Here is a 17,622-nt window from a genome sequence, read left to right as displayed (position 1 = left end):
TGATCCGTGTTCTTCCTTAATGCGGATCAATTGGACAACACCCTTTCCATCTTGGGCGGGGACTGAACGTCGGCATAACGACTGCGCAAGGTTTCGACGAATTGCTCGGCAGCCGTCCGTGCGCCATAGAGATAAATCTTGTGCAGGCCGCCGAACACCATTTCACGGTAACGGCTGGCAATCTCTTCTTCGCTCGGCCCCTCAGGCAGGCCCAGGTGAAGTGTCAACTTGTTGCCTTCGACGGCAAACAAGGGGGTGTCCCACAAAAACCGGGCAATGCCGGTCTTGGGTAAACGAACGAACAGGTAGCCGTAGTTGCCGAAGGGGTCGACATCGCCACCGCGCCGTCGTTTCCATTTCAGCAGCCCGTCATCGGGCCGCGCCAGGCACATGCCGATGTCGTAATAGTCGAAGCCGTTGGCCAGCGCCCACTCAAGGGCCATGAACGTGGTGATCGAATTGACCTCGCGCAGTTTTCTGGCGTCCGAAAACACAGCCTCGCAATAGCCGAAGCGCACCGTACTCCAGTAGCGCTTGCCACCTCGAACGACTTCGCATCCCAGATGACAGGCCACGATTTCGTCGCCCAGGGTGATCAGGTCGAGGCGGCCAAAGCCCTTGGCCAGGCGCAGCACCTCTTCACTGGGGATCTGCACCGCCCTGCCGCCTTGCCGGGCGGTGGCATAGGGGCGAAGCAACTGCGTATCGGCCATTGCGATGTCCTCATCGGACAACGCCTGACGCATGCTGTAAAGCGGCCGGTTCTTACGGATGCTGCGCCTCAACTCGCTGTCGTAGCGTGCGGTGATATCCTCCAGCGACCGACCAAGCGGCACCACGGCGCTCAGATAATGGGGAACCGTCAAGGCGCCTGAGGTGGGCATTTCGCTGACTACCACCACATGCCCCGATGCAACCGGCGTCGAGTGCCCCTCGCCCGCCTCCCCTTGCTCCTTGCCGGAAATCAGTACCTGAGCCAGCTCGCGCTGTTGCTTTCTGCCGATGTACAGCACCTCGTACGGACTCTCCTGACCCAGCCGGAAGCGAGCCACCTCCCAACGCCAGACACATGCCCGCCCCATCAGCTCACGTATCTTGTGCGAAGCAGTCTTGATCTCGTAACGCGTGGAGGGAGAGATGAATGTGCGAGCAACCGCCGCCAAGGTCTTTTTCATTGCTTCTTCGACGTCCTGTGATGTTGTCTGTGGGCAGGTCGGAAAAAGATCTGGATACATCGCGAAACGTGTATTTAAACACTTGATACGCATGACTTAATCAGAAAATAATGCGCGCCTATTCAGCGATAATTAAAGATGCAAGGCTACCCCTTTGCAAGCGGCACTTTGACACCATCGAGTGCTGTTTTATGGCGTCAATATTTCTTTGACTGAAGTTCTCTTTGAGTACCTCGGTTTATCGCGTATTGCGCCGTTTTAAACCACTCGTCGTTTTCAACACCCCAGCTATTCTTTTGCCCAATGGCTTGGCGTGTCGTTTGCAACATCGGTTTTCGCCGCCAAGCAAGACGACATTCCGACGCAGCAACGGCCAACTTTTATTGCCTACCCACGCGTGCAATGGCGCCTGGTCAGTCACCGGAGATGTAACGTGTCAACGCTTAGTGAAATTGCTATGAACCACGCCAAAATGGCCAAAGGGTTGGCAGAACACACCGCAGAGCCGCCATTGCGGCAGCCAGTGGTCGTCGGGGGCTTCGAGATCAGCGCCTTGGAATTGACGCAGCCCCCCTGCAATGTCGAGGTTCAGGAGCGCTACCTGGACCAGCCCTGCCTGGCCGCCCTGTAATCGCTCGGACGACGCACCGCCGGCGCCTGTCAGGCGCCCGTCGATCGCTGGCGTTGTGGATGTTGGTGCAACCAACGCTGGAACTCGGCAGCGGGCATCGGCCGCCCCAGCAAATAGCCCTGCCCCTGGTCGCAGCCTGTGTTGCGCAGGAAGTCGTATTGCGCCTGGGTTTCGATCCCCTCCGCGGTGATGCGATAACCCAGGGCGTGCCCCAGGTCGACGATGGCCCGGGCCACCGCCACCGCATCATCGTCTTCGGGCAAGTCCTTGATGAAGGCACGGTCAATTTTCAGATGGTCGATGGGCAAGGCGCGCAAATAGGCCAAGGATGAATACCCAGTACCAAAGTCGTCCACGGCCGTTGCGACACCCATCGCCTGCAGCTGGGCCAGTACCGCGCAGGCCTGCTGCTGGCTTTCCATCAACAGGCTCTCGGTGATTTCCACCTCCAGCAGGCTGGGCGACAAGCCGTGCCGCTCCAGGGCCAGTGCCAAGGTGCTGACATAATCGCTACGTTCGATCTGCAGTGCCGCCACGTTGATCGCCAATGGCCCGGGCAGGCAGTCGTGGTCCCTCCAGGCTGCCATCTGCGCGCAGGCCAGCTCCAGCACCAGTTCGCCCAGGGGAATGATCAAACCTGTACGCTCGGCCAGCGGGATGAATTCACCGGGGGAAACCAGGCCATGCTCCGGGTCTCGCCAGCGCAATAACGCCTCCACCCCTTCCAACCGACCGCTGAACAGGTCGAGCTTAGGCTGGTACCACAGCTCGAATTCATTGTTCTGCAGCGCCCGGCGCAGATTGCGCTCCAGTTCCAGGCGTTGTTGCAAGCGTTCGGTCATCTCAGGCTGGTAAGGCTGCCAGGCATTGCGTCCGCCCTCCTTGGCTGCGTACATCGCGGTGTCGGCATGTCGTAACAGGCTGTCGGCGTCCGCACCATGCTGCGGGCACCAGGCCAGACCGATACTGCCTGTGACCAGGCCAGCATTGCCGTTGAGGTCGAATGGCCGTTGCAAGCAGCGCAACAGTGCGCGCACCTGCTGGTTCACCTGACCCTGGCTACCCTGGAGCATGAACACGAACTCGTCCCCCCCCAGGCGACACACGCGGTCGGCACTGTCGAGCTCCTGGAGAAAACGGGCGGTAGCTTGCTGCAGCAGCAAGTCGCCCATGGCATGGCCGAGGCTGTCGTTTACCTGCTTGAAACCGTCGATGTCGAGCATCAACACCGCCAGGCCACGTCCCTGGGTGATAGCCTGGGTCAGTTGCTGCTGGAACAGCACACGATTGGGCAGCCCGGTGATGGTGTCGTAATGAGCGGAGCGCTCAAGCTTGGCCTGGGATTCGCTGAGTTCCACGTTCCGCAGGTGCAACAGACGCTGCTTGCGGCTCAGTTGCGAGATGCACAGGGTAAGCAGCCCGGTACAACCCAGCGAGAACAGGAACCAGGGGGAAGCCAGCAGCCCTGGAAACAACGGCCAGCCGTGAAGCGGCGCGGCCACCAGCTGCCAGTGCCCACCCGGCACCTCCACCGGCAGACTGAGCAGCGGCCTTTCGAACAACCGTGCATCCCCCCAGATCATGGCGCCCTCACCGCCTTTGCCATCGACACCGCGCAAGGCGATGGCAATGTTCAGGTCAGGCCGCAAACCGGCCGAAACCAGCAGCCGCTCCACATCGGTCACCACCGACACGCTGCCCCAATAACGCTTGGCGCTCCCCTCGTCAGCCATGAACACCGGCCGCCGATAGATCAGCGCCGTGCCCCCCTGGTACAGGTGCACCGGGCCGGCCAGTATCGGCTGATGCCGCTCCCTGGCCGCCTGCAACACCGGATACTGGTCCGGCAGACTGCGATAATCCAGGCCAATGACCGCCTGGTTACCCTTGCGCGGATAGATATCGCGGATCACGTCGTTGGGGGCCAGCGCCACATGGCGCATGTAAGGCACCGACGCCAATGCCTCGCGTGCCATGACACGAAAATGCTCAGGGCTGATACCACCATCGGCGGCAATTAATTGCGCGATGCCTTCGGTCTCGCCGAACGCCGCGCGTAACTGCGCCTCCAGCGCTGCGCGCACTCCCGACAACTGCGCGCTCAAGGTGCTGACCTGGTCGCTGCGTTCACGCTGGACATCGAGCCGGCCAAGCAACACCGACAAGCCGATACCGACCAGGGCGAAACCGATGGGCAACAAACGGCTGGCATGACGGCGAATGGCCTCTGACGTCGGGGCCGGCTCGTCTGGAGATGGGTAAAAAATGCTCATGGTCCCGATGCTGGAGGTCGATTGACTGTGTATCGGCGCAAACCGGGCAATGTTGAGCCAGACTGGTGTTTTTCTTCCGGCGGGTGCATGCTCAGGTGCTGAAGCGTTTCACCCTGCCAAATATGTGAGGTGCAGTACCCATGGACCGTCTGCTCGATTCGCTGTTTCCCACTGCCGATGACATCCCCGAAGCGTGGCGCCTGGGAGCGCCGCTGGAACAGCGCGAATACCTCGTCAATGGCGAGTTGAAGCGCTGGGACGGCCCCCTGGCCACCGTCCGCAGCCCGGTCTGGATCAAGGAAAGCGATACAGAGCGCCAAGTCATCCTCGGCAGTGCGCCGCTGCTCGATGCCGATACCGCACTCACCGCCCTCGATGCCGCGGTGCAGGCCTACGACAAGGGCCGCGGTGCCTGGCCGACGATGCGCGTAGCAGAGCGCATCCAGCACGTTGAAACCTTCCTGGCCCGCATGCTTGAGCAACGCCAGGCAGTGGTCAAGCTACTGATGTGGGAAATCGGCAAGAATCTCAAGGACTCGGAAAAAGAGTTCGACCGCACCTGCGACTACATCGTCGACACCATCAACGCCCTCAAGGACCTCGACCGCCGCTCCAGCCGTTTCGAGCTGGAACAGGGCACCCTTGGCCAGATCCGCCGAGCGCCGCTGGGCGTGGCACTGTGCATGGGGCCATACAACTACCCACTCAATGAAACCTTCACCACGTTGATCCCGGCACTGATCATGGGCAACACCGTGGTGTTCAAACCGGCCAAGTTCGGCGTTCTGTTGATTCGTCCGTTGCTCGAAGCCTTCCGCGACAGTTTCCCGCCAGGTGTCATCAACGTCATCTATGGCCGTGGCCGCGAGACCGTCAGTGCCCTGATGGCCAGTGGCGACATCGACGTGTTCGCCTTCATCGGCACCCACAAGGCGGCGAGTGACTTGAAGAAGCTTCACCCGCGCCCGCACCGCCTGCGTGCCGCCCTGGGCCTGGACGCCAAGAACCCCGGCATCGTGTTGCCCGAGGTTGACCTGGACAACGCGGTGGAAGAAGCCGTCACCGGCGCCCTGTCGTTCAATGGTCAGCGCTGCACGGCGCTGAAGATCCTGTTCGTGCACGAGGATGTGGTCGATGCCTTCCTCGACAAGTTCCAACGCAAGCTCGCTACCCTCAAGCCGGGCATGCCATGGGCGCCGGGCGTAGCGCTGACCCCGCTGCCCGAGCAGGGCAAGGTCGACTACCTCGACGGCCTGGTAGCCGATGCCATTGCCAAAGGCGCGCGGGTGCTCAACGAAGGGGGTGGGCAAAGCCGAGGCTCGTTCTTCTACCCCGCCCTGCTCTACCCGGTGGCACCGAGCATGCGTGTCTACCATGAGGAGCAGTTCGGCCCGCTGGTGCCGGTGGTGCCCTACCGCGACCTGCAGACGGTGGTCGACTATGTGCTCGACTCCGACTACGGCCAGCAACTGAGTCTATTCGGCAACGACCCGCAGACCATTGGCAACCTGGTCGACACCTTCGCCAACCAGGTAGGCCGCATCAACATCAATGCACAGTGCCAGCGAGGGCCTGACACGTATCCGTTCAATGGCCGCAAGAACAGCGCCGAGGGCACGTTGTCCGTACACGATGCCCTGAGGGTGTTCTCGATTCGGACCCTGGTGGCGACCAAGTTCCAGGAGGCCAACAAAGCATTGATCAGCGAGATCATCCGTAACCGTCAGTCGAGTTTCCTGACCACTGACTACATCTTCTGATGTCTTGCAACCGCCAGTTCAGGCTGGCGGTATAACGTTTATAGGAATTTGTTCTAACCACCCTGTCGATTTTTCAAGCGCGCAAACGACTCTATGCAGTAGGTAACGTTGGGAGGCTCGCTCGCCGGGTCTTCCGGCATCCACGTCAAAGGAGCGATGAAAAATGACAGTCAAACCCATCCCCGAAGGCCAGCACAGCATCACCCCCTATCTGGGTATCAAGGATGCGAGCAAGGCCATCGAGTTTTACAAGAAAGCCTTCGGCGCCATCGAGATGTTTCGCCTCGATGGCCCGGATGGCCGTGTCGGCCATGCCGAGCTGAAGATCGGCGACTCGTCGTTGATGCTCGCCGACCCTTGCGACATGGAAGGCAGCCTCAAGGCCAGCCAAACCATCAGTGCACCCGCCGTTGGCCTGCACCTGTACGTCGCGGACTGCGACAGCGTCTATGCCCAAGCAATCGCCGCTGGCGCCACCCAACTGCATCCGCTACAAGACCAGTTCTATGGCGACCGCAGCGGCACCTTGAAAGACCCGTTCGGCAACCTCTGGTTCATCTCAACCCACAAGGAAGACCTCAGCGTCGAGGAGATACGCGCACGCGCCGCGAAAATGTTCGGCGGCAACTGAGCGCCAGGCAGCTTGCCTCACGCTTGAAGTTGAAACCCGCGCGGCTTTGCTTGAAGCTTGGGGCTCGTAGCTTGGAGCTGCTCAATGCGAATCATCGACAAGACCGCCGCGCTGGTGCGCAGCCTCACGCCCGCTGAAGAGGAGCTGCTGGTCGGCTTCGCCAACGGCACACTCGCCGGCCCACGCCTACTGCAGGCTAACCAGTGGCTGATGAAAGTGCGCAGCGCCAACCAGTGGCTGGCATGCGACTGCCGCAAGGACGCCCTGCCCGTGCTCAATGTCACGCTAAACGGCAACACTGGCACGCTGTTTCTAAAGAACAACCCCGGCACTGCGGAACATGCTCCAGGCTGCCCATTCAGCAAGGATGAGCGCGAAGACAGTGAGGACGAGCAAGCGCCCAGTTCGCCGGTTGCCTGGCTTGCGCCTGATACACCACTGCGTCTGATCGGTGACTTCCAAAAGGCTGGCGACGGCGTTGAAACCAGCGAGCGACGCGAACAGCAGCGCTTGCTGTCGCTGCTGCTGACCTGGATGGAGACCAGCGGCCTCAATCTGTATGCCTCGCACCTGAAGAAGGACCTTACCGGGCAGTTCGCCGAGCTGCGTGGCGTGGCCAGTCGCTACCCATTGCTGGCGCGGGTGCCAGCCAGCAATTACCTGGAAACCCGCCTGGACATGAAGCACATGATGATGCTCAAGGCCAGGCTGCGCGAAGCGACGGTGTTCGGCAACCACCGCCGCCATGGGCTGATACTCGACTGCGTCGACCAGATCAAGGGGCGCAAGCTATTCAACAACCGCAACGAGGACGGCTTCGACTTCCAGGGCCACCACCTGTACTGGGGCGGCAGCCGCGCATCCGGGCCGTTGCTGGCGTTGGCGCTCTACTCGCCGACCACGGCCGGCAGCCATTTCTATGAGCTGATTCACGTGGCCAGCGTGCCGGTGCTGTCGCGAGTTCACCTGTTCCCGGTGTACCGTGACGAAGAGCGCGAGCCGCTCAAGGCGCTGGTGTCGTTGATCGACTGGATGGCCAGCAAGGGCGTGAAGGTGCAGATGCGCAGACCGGTGATTGGTGGCCAGGTGATGGACGAGTTGGTGCTCACGTCGGACCAGGATCGCGTGTTGTCGGTATCGTTGCTGGAGAAGCCGCTGGGGCCAGAGCCTGAGACCGAACATTTCAAACGCTACGCCGACTTCAAGAGCTTGGAGACCTTCCGCAAGTATGTGGCGGGGTTCTTCATGCGGGAGCGCTGAAGTGCTTTTTTGGGGGGTGGATGCTTGGCGGCGCTGGTGAGATCGAGCGCCGCCCGCGCGGCGCATCGCGAGCAAGGCTCGCTCCTACGTTTGTTGCGGGCCAGTAACGTCAGTGACAGGCGCGCGCGTCCGCCTGGTTTGTACGACCCCATATTGCGCCGTGCTCTAAAGCGTTCGCGCGCATATCCCACAGATTCATTGGCCCGAAACCGACGTAGGAGCGAGCCTTGCTCGCGATGCGCCGCGCGGGCGGCGCTCGATCTACGCATCACCTCCTAACACAAGACCGCCACTTCACCGCCCCTACCTCCCCGGAATCACCCAAGGAACAACCGATACGCCGGGTTATCCGTCTCGTCCCAATACCGATAGCCCATCTCGTCCAACGCCTGCGGCAAGCTGCCCTGCTCGTCGTCCGGCACTTCCAACGCCGCAAACACCCGGGCCTCGGCTGCTCCGTGGTTGCGGTAATGGAACAAACTGATGTTCCAGCGCTTGCCCAGACGCTCCAGGAAGCCCAGCAAGGCCCCCGGCCGCTCGGGGAACTCGAAGCGCAGCACCCGCTCATTGGCGCCTGGTGCCGCGTGGCCGCCGACGGTGTGACGAACGTGCAACTTGGCCAGTTCGTTGTCGGTCAGGTCGAGTACGTTGTAGCCCTGTTCGCGCAAATGGTTCAGCAGTTGCTCGCGCGGATCATGCAGCGGGTGCGTCTGAACGCCCACGAACAGCCGCGCTTCCTTGCCTGGATAATAGCGGTAGTTGAACTCGGTGATCTGCCGCTTGCCCAGCGCCTGGCAGAAGGCGCGGAAGCTGCCTGGCTGCTCAGGGATGGTCACGGCGATGATCGCCTCGCGCTGCTCGCCCAGTTCGGCGCGCTCGGCGACATGGCGCAGGCGGTCGAAATTGACGTTGGCGCCCGAGTCGATGGCAACCAGAGCCTTACCCTGCACGCCTTCACGGGCTACGTATTTCTTGATGCCCGCCACGGCCAGGGCGCCGGAAGGCTCGGTGATCGAACGGGTGTCGTCGTAGATGTCCTTGATCGCCGCGCACAGCTCGTCGCTGCTGACGGTGACCACCTCATCGACGAAGTGACGGCACAACTCGAAGCAATGCGCGCCGATCTGCGCCACCGCCACGCCGTCGGCGAAAGTACCGACCTGGGGCAGAATCACCCGTTCACCGGCGGCCATGGCAGCCTGCAGGCAATTGGAATCCTCCGGTTCGACACCGATGACCTTGACCTCGGGGCGCAGGTACTTCACGTATGCGGCAATGCCCGCCACCAGTCCGCCGCCGCCAACCGGCACGAAGATCGCGTGCAGCGCACCTGGGTGCTGGCGCAGGATCTCCATCGCAACGGTGCCCTGCCCGGAAATGACATCCGGGTCGTCGAACGGAGGCACGAAGGTCGCCCCCTCATCGTCCGCCAGCTTCAGGGCATGGGCCAACGCGTGGGGGAAGCTCTCGCCGTGCAACACCACATGGCCGCCACGGGAGCGCACGCCTTCGACCTTCAGCGACGGGGTGGTAGTGGGCATGACGATGGTCGCTTTGATCCCCAGGTGCGCCGCCGCCAACGCGACACCCTGGGCGTGGTTGCCAGCCGATGCAGTGATCACCCCGCGCTCACGCTGCGCCGTGCTCAAGCGTGACAGGCGGGTGTAGGCACCGCGGATCTTGAACGAGAACGTCGGTTGCAGGTCTTCGCGCTTGAGCAGCACCTGGTTGCCCAGGCTTGCCGACAACGCCGGAGCGACTTGCAAGGGAGTCTCGATCGCCAGGTCGTACACCGGCGCGGCGAGAATGCGCCGAACCTGTTCCGACAGCAGTTGCTGGGGGGTGACGAGGGGACGCGGGCTGACACTGAGGTTGGTCATCGATGACTCCTGGTTGTTTTCACGTTGCCCAGGAGTCAGAGAGAAAAAACCCGCCTCCAGGGCGGGTTCGGTGCACGTACGCGCTAGCCCGCCAAACTGATAATGGCGGTAATAATAATGGCGTTGGCGTGCGGGAATGTGTTCATGGGTAGGGAAGTTATCCCGCCGCTAAGCAGGAAGTCAACACTTTGCTTCTTGCGCCGAGACCGGCACATCGAACACTTTGTCGAAGCCCCACTGGAACACGAACGCGTACACGAAGAAGAACACGAACAGTGCCAGGTTGGTGAGCAACGCCGCCCACAAGCTGATGTCCATCCAGTACGCCACCAGTGGCAACAGTATCAACACCAGTCCGCCCTCGAAGCCCAGCGCATGCAGGAACCGCCGCCACAACGTGCGGGTGCGCTGGCGCTGACGCGCCTCCCAACGCTCGAAGGCCCAGTTGAAGCCCATGTTCCAGCTCATGGCGATGCCCGACATCAGCACTGAAAGCACCGTCGAATGGGCCATGCCTGCATCGAACATCAACGACAACGCCGGCGCCACGCACGCCACGGCGATGATTTCGTAAAGGATGGCCTGAACGACCTTGCGGGCCTTGCCTTGCATGTGGGGCTCCTGAGTCACGCGAAAGCGAACGGTACGCCGGTTGACGGGCATGTTCAACGTGCACATTCAGCGCGCCTGCCGGATTGGACAAGCTCTGGTTCCCCTGCTTGTATCTAAATCCTGCAAGCGCGACGCAATCGTACAACTTCGGACATGGAATCGGACGAGGAGCACGACGATGTCCAAAACCGTCATGATGGTATTCGGTACCCGCCCTGAAGCGATCAAAATGGCACCGTTGGCACGCGTACTGCGCGATTGCCCGGCGCTCGACCTGCACATCTGCTCCACCGGCCAGCACCGGGAAATGCTTGAACAGGTGCTCACCGCCTTCGGTCTGACCGTCGACCAGGACCTCAAGGTCATGACCCAGAACCAGACCCTCAACGGGCTGGCACGCGATCTGCTCGACAAGATCGACAAAGCCTACGAGCAGGTACAACCCAAGATCGTGCTGGTCCATGGCGACACCACCACCAGTTTCATCGCCGCCCTGGCAGCGTTCCACCGGCACATCCCCATCGGTCATGTCGAAGCCGGGCTGCGCACCGGCAACCTCCAGCAACCCTGGCCGGAGGAAGCCAACCGACGTTTGACCGGGGTGATCGCCGACCTGCATTTCGCACCCACCACCAAGGCTCGTGACAACCTGCTGCACGAGGGTGTGCCGTTGGAGCACATCGAGGTGACCGGCAACACGGTCATCGACGCCCTGCTCTGGATGCGCGAACACCTGACGCGCAGCCACTGGCGCCCTGCTGCCGACTCGCCGCTCGGCAAGTTGCGCGACGATCAGCGCATGGTCCTTGTCACCGGCCACCGCCGTGAAAACTTCGGCGCGGGCTTCGAGCGTATTTGCCTGGCCCTGGCCGAACTGGCGCTGCGTTACCCGGACGTGCAATTCGTCTACCCGGTGCACCTCAACCCACAGGTGCAAAAAGCCGTGTATGGCGTGCTGTCGGGCCGCGAGAACGTTCACCTGGTCGCCCCCCAGGACTACCAGCACTTCGTCTGGCTGATGAACCGTGCCTACCTGATCCTCACCGACTCCGGGGGCGTGCAGGAAGAGGCGCCCGCGCTGGGCAAGCCGGTGCTGGTGCTGCGCAAGGTGACCGAGCGACCCTCGGTGCTCGAAGGCGGCACGGTCAAGCTGGTCGGTACCCTGACCGAACGCATCGTCAAGGAGACCAGCCAACTGCTCGACGACCCTGAGGCGTACAGCAAGATGGCCAGGGTCTTCACCCCCTTTGGTGATGGTCACGCCAGCGAGAAGATCGCCGATCGCCTGAGCGACTGGCTGGACGCCACCGCCGTTAAACGAGATGACGCATGAGCCTGGCTTTCATCGACTTCCTCACTTATGTGCTGTTCGGCCTGAAAATCCTCGCCATCATCCTGGCGACACTGATGTTTCTGCTGGGCCTGGACGACTTGTTCATCGACCTCTGCTATTGGTGCCGAAAACTGATCCGCCGCTTCCGGATCTATGACAAATACGAAAAAGCCGACGAAAAACGCCTGTACGAAGTGCCGGAAAAACCGCTGGCGATCATGGTCCCGGCCTGGAACGAAGTCGGTGTGGTGGGTGAAATGGCCCGCCTGGCCGCCTCGACCATCGACTACGAGAACTACCAGATCTTCGTCGGCACCTACCCCAACGACCCGCAGACCCAGGCCGATGTCGATGCCGTTTGCCTGCACTATCCCAACGTCCACAAGGTGGTCTGTGCCCGCCCCGGCCCGACCAGCAAGGCTGACTGCCTGAACAACATCATCGACGCCATCCTCAGGTTCCAGGACGATGCACGCATCGAGTTCGCCGGCTTCATCCTGCATGATGCCGAGGACGTGATCTCGCCCATGGAACTGCGCCTGTTCAACTACCTGCTGCCGAACAAGGACATGATCCAGATCCCGGTGTACCCCTACGCACCGGAGTGGAAAGGCTTCACCGCCGGGCACTATGTGGACGAGTTCGCCGAGAACCATGGCAAGGATGTGATCGTGCGCGAGGCACTGACCGGCCAGGTGCCCAGTGCCGGGGTCGGGACCTGTTTCAGCCGCCGGGCCATCAGCGCCCTGCTCGAAGACGGTGACGGCATCGCCTTCGACGTGCAGAGCCTCACCGAAGACTACGACATCGGCTTTCGCCTGAAGCAAAAGGGCATGAAGTGCATCTTCGCCCGCTACTCGATCACCGACCCGGCGCTTGCGCTCAAACACGACTGGCGCGTGGGCATGAGCCGCGAGTTTTCCCAGGTCATCTGCGTGCGCGAGCACTTTCCTCGTGACTGGCAGCATGCCATCCGCCAGAAATCTCGGTGGATCGTCGGTATCGTGTTCCAGGGCACCAGCAACCTGGGCTGGAGCCGCAAGGGCGCGCTTAACTACTTCCTCTGGCGCGACCGCCGCGGGCTGTTCGCCTACCTGCTCAGCTTCCTGGTCAACTTACTGTTCCTGGTGCTGCTGGCGATGTGGCTGGTGACGGTGATCGCCCCCGATTCCTGGCGTTTCATGTCGATTCTGGGAGACAGCTGGCTGCTCTCGACACTGCTCTGGCTCAACGGGTTCATGCTGCTCAACCGCTTGTTCCAGCGTGGCTGGTTCGTCACCCGTTACTACGGCATCGGCGAGGGGCTGCTGTCAGCGCCCCGGATGATGTGGAGCAACTTCGTCAACTTCTTTGCCAACCTGCGCGCGTTGCGCCAGGTCATGGAAATGGGTGACTCGCGGCGCGTCGCCTGGGACAAGACCACCCATGAGTTCCCCGCCCTCACCTCGCCGGCACGTACTCCATTGGGTCAGCGCCTGGTAGCCAAAGGGCTGATCAGCGAGGAACAACTGCAACAAGCCATCACCAGCCCGGTACGTCGCCGCCTTGGCCGCGAGCTGCTGCTGCGCGGCTGGATCAACAGCGAACAACTGGTCGAAGCCCTGGCCGAGCAGCTGGACCTGCCCTGGGCACCGCTGAACCCGTTCAAGCTCGATCGGCAACTGATCGCCAAGCTGCCCCGCAAGCTGGCAACGCACTATGGTGTCCTGCCAGTAGCCGAAGACGGCGACACCCTGATCCTGGCCAGCGAAAGCCCGGTCAGCCAGGTATCGCTCGGCGTCATCAGTCGCCAACTCAAGCGTCCAGTCAAATGCCGCCTGGCCCCACAGGGCCGGGTTACCTTGGGCCTTCGCTATCACTACCCAAGCCGCTGGCAAGAGCCCGAGGTCCACGAGATGCTGCAGGTGCTGGAGCGCCACCAGGACGATACCGACCTGCTAGAGCGGGTCAGTCAGCACCAGGTGATGCTGGGCACACTGCTGCAGGTGCGTGGCATGGTCCCGGTCACCCTGTTCAACCAGGCGTTGATCGACTTCGACCCACAGATGCAAAGCCTCGGCGAGCACTTGATCGCCCGCGGCATCATCACCGAGGAGGTGCTGCAACAGGCCCTCGCCGAACAGGCCAGCGAACAGCAGGCCGCCTTTGACCTGACGCGGGAGGTGGCATGAAGCCGCGCGTTACCCTCTCTATCGGCCTGTTACTGTGCACCACCGCCGTGCCCGTCCTGGCCGCGCCCATGACCGAGTTCCAGCGTTTTACCAGCTACCCCTTCATGGAGCGCAGCTACCGCGAAGCGAAGAAGGACAATTGGGCCGAAGTGGAACGCCTGACCCGGCATGTGCTCAAGCGTGTACCCAACAATGACGAGGCTCGCGCCCTGCTGGTGGAGGCCTTGGCCCACCAGCGCCGCTACAAGGAAGCCGAATCCCTTGCCCAGACGCTGAGCGACAGCCCCGAGTTCGCCGACGCTGTGATGGAGCTTCGCCTGACCTGGATCGAGCAAGACCCGCCACCGGCGAGCCAGGTAGAACGTTGGCTGGCCACCACCGACGGCAATCAACGCGTGCGTTTGTGGCAGGCCTACAGCTTGAGCCTGGCCAAGTTCGGCGGTGCGGCCCGGGCCTTGGACTGGCTGAACCAACTGCCGCCAAAAGAGGACGGCCAGGTCATGCGCCTGGTGCGCGCCAACTTCGCCGAGCAGCTGCGCAACTGGAAAGAGACCATCGAACAACTGGAGCCGCTGGCCGAACAAGGCAAACTGCCGGCCAAGGACTGGCAACGGCTGGCCAATGCCTACGTGCAGCAACTGGATGAAAAAGGCCTGACGCGGTTGCTGGATAGCGCCCCATCGCCGCAAGCCGCCAATCAGGCCCGCCTGGCCATGGCCAACCGGGCCATTGCCGTGGGCCATAACGAACAGGCTCAACGTTGGCTGCAGAGCTTGCCCACCGAACAACTGCAACAACCACAGCAGCGCCAACAACTGTGGGAACTGGCACGTGGTGGCGACGATGCCGCGCTGGTTCGGCGCTTGAGCAACGAACTGCAACGCCCCTGCCTGGATACGGTCGACTGGCTGTCGCGCCGCGACCCGGACCTTGCCCGTGAACAGTTCAAGGACTGCACCCCGAGCACCGACGCCCGCGCCTACGCCGTGCTCAAGCAGCGCCTGTATGGCGACCCTCCTCAACCGCCGCAGCCACGCACCGCTGGCGAATGGGAAAGTCGCTACCGGCAAAGCGGCGATCTTGCCGCGCTCGAACAAGTCACTTTCTTGCTGATGGAGCAAGGCCAGCATTCACGCGCCCGCCAACTGATCGAGCAGGCCTTCGACCGCCGCCAAGGCCGACTGACACCTTCCCTGCTGCAGCGCCTGGGCAACCTCTATGCACGCAGCGACGCCCCGCTCGATACCCAGCGCGTACTTGCCCTGGTCCCGAGGGTCGACAGCCATACCCGCGCTCAACTGCTGAGTAGATTGGCCGAAGCCGGCCAGTGCGATGCAGTGCGCCAAGCCATTCCCGCCAACCCCAGCGAAGCAGGCCAGTACCGCGCGCTGGGGCGCTGTGCCATGCCTGACCAACCTGGCGAAGCCGTGGTCTACTACCAGGCCGCCGAACGCCTGGATCCCGGCTCCAGCCGCCTGCCGCTGGCCTATGCCCTGGAAGCCGCTGGCGACTCCGAGTCTGCCTTGCCGATCTGGCGCAGCCTGCCAAGCGATGCCTGGAGCGACAACGCCCGCCTCACCGCCGCGCAAGGTGCGCTCAACGCCGGAGATGCCGAGACCGCCCGACGCTACTGGGACGCCGCCGCCCACACCAGCGCCGACGACTGGGCCCTGGGCGCCGCCATCGCCCAGCGACAGGGCGACCTCCAGACAGCCCTGGACTTCCAGCGTCAGGCACTGGCGCACAGCCCACGGGCCGACCACTACTATGCGGCCTCCAATACCGCGCAACGCGCCGGTGACACCGCGCAGAGCACGGCATGGCTTGCCGAAGCCGTGCGCCTGGATCCTGCCCAACCTCGCTACCGGGCCGACTATGGCATGCGCTTGGCCAGCGCCAGCGACAAGGCTCAACGGCGTCAGTCCATCCCCTACCTGGAGCAGGCGACCCGCGATTTTCCCGAGGACTACCGCCTTGGCGAAACCCTGGCGCTACGCTATGACGAGGTGGAGGACAGTGCCTCCGCGCGGCGCGAGCTGCGCCGCGTCATCGACGTGGAGCAGAATCTGGTCGACGGCGATGATGCGTACGGTAGCCTTGAAGCGCGCATGTACCGCCAGCGCCGCGCCCATGAAACCCTGTCACGGCGCGACACCATCACCCTGGCCAGCACCTGGTCGCCAGCCGGTACCTCGACCAACGACCGCTTCCTGGACAACGGCGTACGTAGCGGCACCTCGCGCAAGGCCCAGTCGCAGAACGTGCAACTGGCCATGTGGGACCACGCGCTAGGTGAAGAACCCAGCCGCAATGGCAGTACGTTGTCGGTCTATGGTCGAGTGCTGTTCGGTGGCCAGAGTCGCAATGAGTATGCCCAGAGCATGGGCACCGGCATCGGCCTGCGCTACAAACCCTTTGGCCGGGCCAACCTCAACCTCTATGCCGAGCTGTACCATCAGCGCCAGATCGATGACGACCACTACCGCGGCCTGAGCCTGGGCGAGCTGCTCAGCCCCAGCAAGGTCGGCAGCAACTGGGGCGACTTGCGCAGCCACGCCGAATCCAGTAACGACCTGTTGTTGCGCGCTACAGCCTCGTTCCTCGACCAAGGCGACTGGCGCAACGATTGGCGGGTGGACGAGGACGACTGGAACGAGCGCTTCCTTTACCTCGATGCCGCCTGGTGGACCCGCGCGGGCGACCATGCCTGGTTATCACGTTTTCAGCAGGGCCACGCCTGGAAACTGCCGGGCACGTCCCCGCAGACGATCATGCCCTACGGCTTCCTTGAGTTTTCCAGCCAGGACCCAAGCAACGACTGGCGTCAGGACTTGCGTACCGGCGTCGGCGTGCGCTGGCAGTGGTGGTTCGACGACGACCGCTACAACGCTTACCGCGGCTCGCTGAAGGTGCGCGCCGAGTACCAGCAGTCGTTGGGCGGCAACCTGTACGAGCGCGCCAACGGCGTGCTGCTTGGTGCGGAGATGACTTTCTGATGCGAACGATCCTGGCAGTCTGCCTGCTCGCACTGTGCCTGCCCGTGGCGGCCGACCAGCGCCTGTTCTACCAACCGCTGGACCGCGATGCCGCTGTGTCCCCTGAGCAATGGCGGCAGCTGTGGCACGCCACCGTTGCGCAAGGCGGCAAGACACTGATCGTGCAATGGAGCGCCTACGGCACCAGCGAGTTTGGCGGCGCCCAGGGCTGGCTGGCTGGCAGCCTGCGCGAAGCCCATGCCCAAGGTCTGGAACTGGTACTGGGCCTGTACATGGACCCGGCCTACTACCAGCGTCTGGACGCGCTCGATGGCGAGGGGCTGGGCAGCTACTGGAAAGCGCAGCTAGGTCGCTCGCTGAGTCAATACAACACCCTTCGCCAGCACTGGGACCTGCCGGTGGCGGGCTGGTACCTGCCCATGGAACTCGATGACCACCACTTTCGTGATGCCGCCCGGCGCGAGGCGCTGTACAGCCAGCTGCAAGCATTCAATCGCAAGCTAGACAAGCCGCTGCACATCAGCGCCTTCAGCGCCGGCACGCTTGCACCAAGGGTCAACGCCGCGTGGCTGGATCAACTGGCCGGGCTAGGCTTGAAGGTCTGGTGGCAGGATGGCGCTGGCACCGCACGGTTGCCTGCACTGGTGCGCCAGGGCTATGAACAGGCGCTGCCGTGCCGGGTGGGCGTGGTGCGTGAAGCGTTCCGTCAGGTCAGCGCTGCGGGACAGACGTTCCGCGCCGAGCCGATGCAGCCTGGGCTGACCGCCGGTTGCCATGCCGAAGCGGTGTTCGCGTTGCGTTACCGACCTTGGGCACGGGGTGTCTTGCCACAGAATTGAGTCGTTGGCTGCGGCCTTATCGCCGACGATAAGCCGGTGCTGACCAGAGCAGTCCTCAAAG

At 62.6% G+C, this 17,622-nt stretch carries 12 protein-coding genes; 8 read left to right on the top strand and 4 right to left on the bottom strand.

The genetic code is table 11. The features are described from left to right. Positions 1–26: 26 nt before the first annotated feature. On the bottom strand, positions 27–1,175 hold the full coding sequence (locus P3R38_RS11890; RefSeq protein ID WP_277687210.1) for a hypothetical protein: 1,149 nt from the start codon (positions 1,173–1,175) through the stop codon (positions 27–29). Between the two features lie 457 nt (positions 1,176–1,632). Here P3R38_RS11890 and P3R38_RS11885 point away from each other — a divergent pair, with 457 nt between their 5' ends. After that, the gene (locus P3R38_RS11885; RefSeq protein ID WP_189673033.1) at positions 1,633–1,806 is read left to right on the top strand and encodes a hypothetical protein; all 174 of its coding nucleotides are present in this window, start codon (positions 1,633–1,635) and stop codon (positions 1,804–1,806) included. Positions 1,807–1,835: 29 nt separating this feature from the next. Here P3R38_RS11885 and P3R38_RS11880 read toward each other — a convergent pair whose 3' ends face one another. Then, a complete protein-coding gene (locus tag P3R38_RS11880) occupies positions 1,836–4,079 on the bottom strand; it encodes an EAL domain-containing protein (RefSeq protein ID WP_023380457.1) in 2,244 nt (747 codons plus the stop codon). Between the two features lie 140 nt (positions 4,080–4,219). Here P3R38_RS11880 and P3R38_RS11875 point away from each other — a divergent pair, with 140 nt between their 5' ends. The 3 genes from P3R38_RS11875 (at position 4,220) to P3R38_RS11865 (ending at position 7,730) form a co-directional block, all read left to right on the top strand. Next, positions 4,220–5,839: an NADP-dependent glyceraldehyde-3-phosphate dehydrogenase gene (locus P3R38_RS11875; protein ID WP_104881811.1), complete on the top strand. Its 1,620-nt coding sequence runs from the start codon at positions 4,220–4,222 to the stop codon at positions 5,837–5,839. Between the two features lie 163 nt (positions 5,840–6,002). Then, positions 6,003–6,470, top strand: coding sequence for a VOC family protein (locus P3R38_RS11870; RefSeq protein WP_023380455.1), 468 nt, complete (start codon positions 6,003–6,005; stop codon positions 6,468–6,470). Between the two features lie 84 nt (positions 6,471–6,554). Then, positions 6,555–7,730, top strand: coding sequence for a hypothetical protein (locus P3R38_RS11865; protein WP_027907585.1), 1,176 nt, complete (start codon positions 6,555–6,557; stop codon positions 7,728–7,730). Between the two features lie 317 nt (positions 7,731–8,047). Here the strand turns inward: P3R38_RS11865 and ilvA are convergent, their stop codons facing one another. Both ilvA and P3R38_RS11855 read right to left on the bottom strand, forming a co-directional pair. Continuing rightward, a complete protein-coding gene (ilvA, locus tag P3R38_RS11860; protein WP_027907586.1) occupies positions 8,048–9,610 on the bottom strand; it encodes a threonine ammonia-lyase, biosynthetic in 1,563 nt (520 codons plus the stop codon). Between the two features lie 180 nt (positions 9,611–9,790). Continuing rightward, entirely contained in the window at positions 9,791–10,222 is a 432-nt protein-coding gene (locus tag P3R38_RS11855; protein ID WP_023380452.1) for a PACE efflux transporter, read from the bottom strand. Positions 10,223–10,400: 178 nt separating this feature from the next. Between P3R38_RS11855 and wecB the strand changes: the two genes are divergently transcribed. Genes wecB through P3R38_RS11835 form a run of 4 tightly spaced genes read left to right on the top strand, consistent with a single transcriptional unit; the run spans position 10,401 to position 17,561 of the window. Further along, positions 10,401–11,555: a UDP-N-acetylglucosamine 2-epimerase (non-hydrolyzing) gene (wecB, locus tag P3R38_RS11850; protein WP_023380451.1), complete on the top strand. Its 1,155-nt coding sequence runs from the start codon at positions 10,401–10,403 to the stop codon at positions 11,553–11,555. Then, positions 11,552–13,726: a cyclic di-3',5'-guanylate-activated glycosyltransferase NrfB gene (nrfB, locus tag P3R38_RS11845; RefSeq protein WP_023380450.1), complete on the top strand. Its 2,175-nt coding sequence runs from the start codon at positions 11,552–11,554 to the stop codon at positions 13,724–13,726. Before wecB ends, nrfB begins: the two co-directional genes overlap by 4 nt. Next, positions 13,723–16,722 (top strand): phage receptor, encoded by a 3,000-nt coding sequence (locus P3R38_RS11840; RefSeq protein WP_277687169.1) that lies wholly within the window; start codon positions 13,723–13,725, stop codon positions 16,720–16,722. The genes nrfB and P3R38_RS11840 overlap by 4 nt, the downstream gene beginning before the upstream one ends. Further along, positions 16,722–17,561, top strand: coding sequence for a DUF4434 family protein (locus tag P3R38_RS11835; RefSeq protein WP_023380448.1), 840 nt, complete (start codon positions 16,722–16,724; stop codon positions 17,559–17,561). Before P3R38_RS11840 ends, P3R38_RS11835 begins: the two co-directional genes overlap by 1 nt. The last annotated feature ends 61 nt before the right edge of the window (positions 17,562–17,622 follow it).

It is taken from the genome of Pseudomonas sp. NyZ480 (genome assembly GCF_029537255.1).
Classification (GTDB): Bacteria; Pseudomonadota; Gammaproteobacteria; order Pseudomonadales; family Pseudomonadaceae; genus Aquipseudomonas; species Aquipseudomonas taiwanensis.
This window is presented reverse-complemented; position numbering and strand designations above follow the sequence as displayed.

Excerpts from the sequence above, each read along its gene's own strand:
- P3R38_RS11840 (WP_277687169.1), top strand. The coding sequence starts at position 13,723 with ATGAAGCCGCGCGTTACCCTCTCTATCGGCCTGTTACTGTGCACCACC.
- ilvA (WP_027907586.1), bottom strand. The coding sequence starts at position 9,610 with ATGACCAACCTCAGTGTCAGCCCGCGTCCCCTCGTCACCCCCCAGCAA.
- P3R38_RS11865 (WP_027907585.1), top strand. The coding sequence starts at position 6,555 with ATGCGAATCATCGACAAGACCGCCGCGCTGGTGCGCAGCCTCACGCCC.
- wecB (WP_023380451.1), top strand. The coding sequence starts at position 10,401 with ATGTCCAAAACCGTCATGATGGTATTCGGTACCCGCCCTGAAGCGATC.
- nrfB (WP_023380450.1), top strand. The coding sequence starts at position 11,552 with ATGAGCCTGGCTTTCATCGACTTCCTCACTTATGTGCTGTTCGGCCTG.
- P3R38_RS11875 (WP_104881811.1), top strand. The coding sequence starts at position 4,220 with ATGGACCGTCTGCTCGATTCGCTGTTTCCCACTGCCGATGACATCCCC.
- P3R38_RS11835 (WP_023380448.1), top strand. The coding sequence starts at position 16,722 with ATGCGAACGATCCTGGCAGTCTGCCTGCTCGCACTGTGCCTGCCCGTG.
- P3R38_RS11870 (WP_023380455.1), top strand. The coding sequence starts at position 6,003 with ATGACAGTCAAACCCATCCCCGAAGGCCAGCACAGCATCACCCCCTAT.
- P3R38_RS11880 (WP_023380457.1), bottom strand. The coding sequence starts at position 4,079 with ATGAGCATTTTTTACCCATCTCCAGACGAGCCGGCCCCGACGTCAGAG.
- P3R38_RS11885 (WP_189673033.1), top strand. The coding sequence starts at position 1,633 with ATGAACCACGCCAAAATGGCCAAAGGGTTGGCAGAACACACCGCAGAG.
- P3R38_RS11890 (WP_277687210.1), bottom strand. The coding sequence starts at position 1,175 with ATGAAAAAGACCTTGGCGGCGGTTGCTCGCACATTCATCTCTCCCTCC.
- P3R38_RS11855 (WP_023380452.1), bottom strand. The coding sequence starts at position 10,222 with ATGCAAGGCAAGGCCCGCAAGGTCGTTCAGGCCATCCTTTACGAAATC.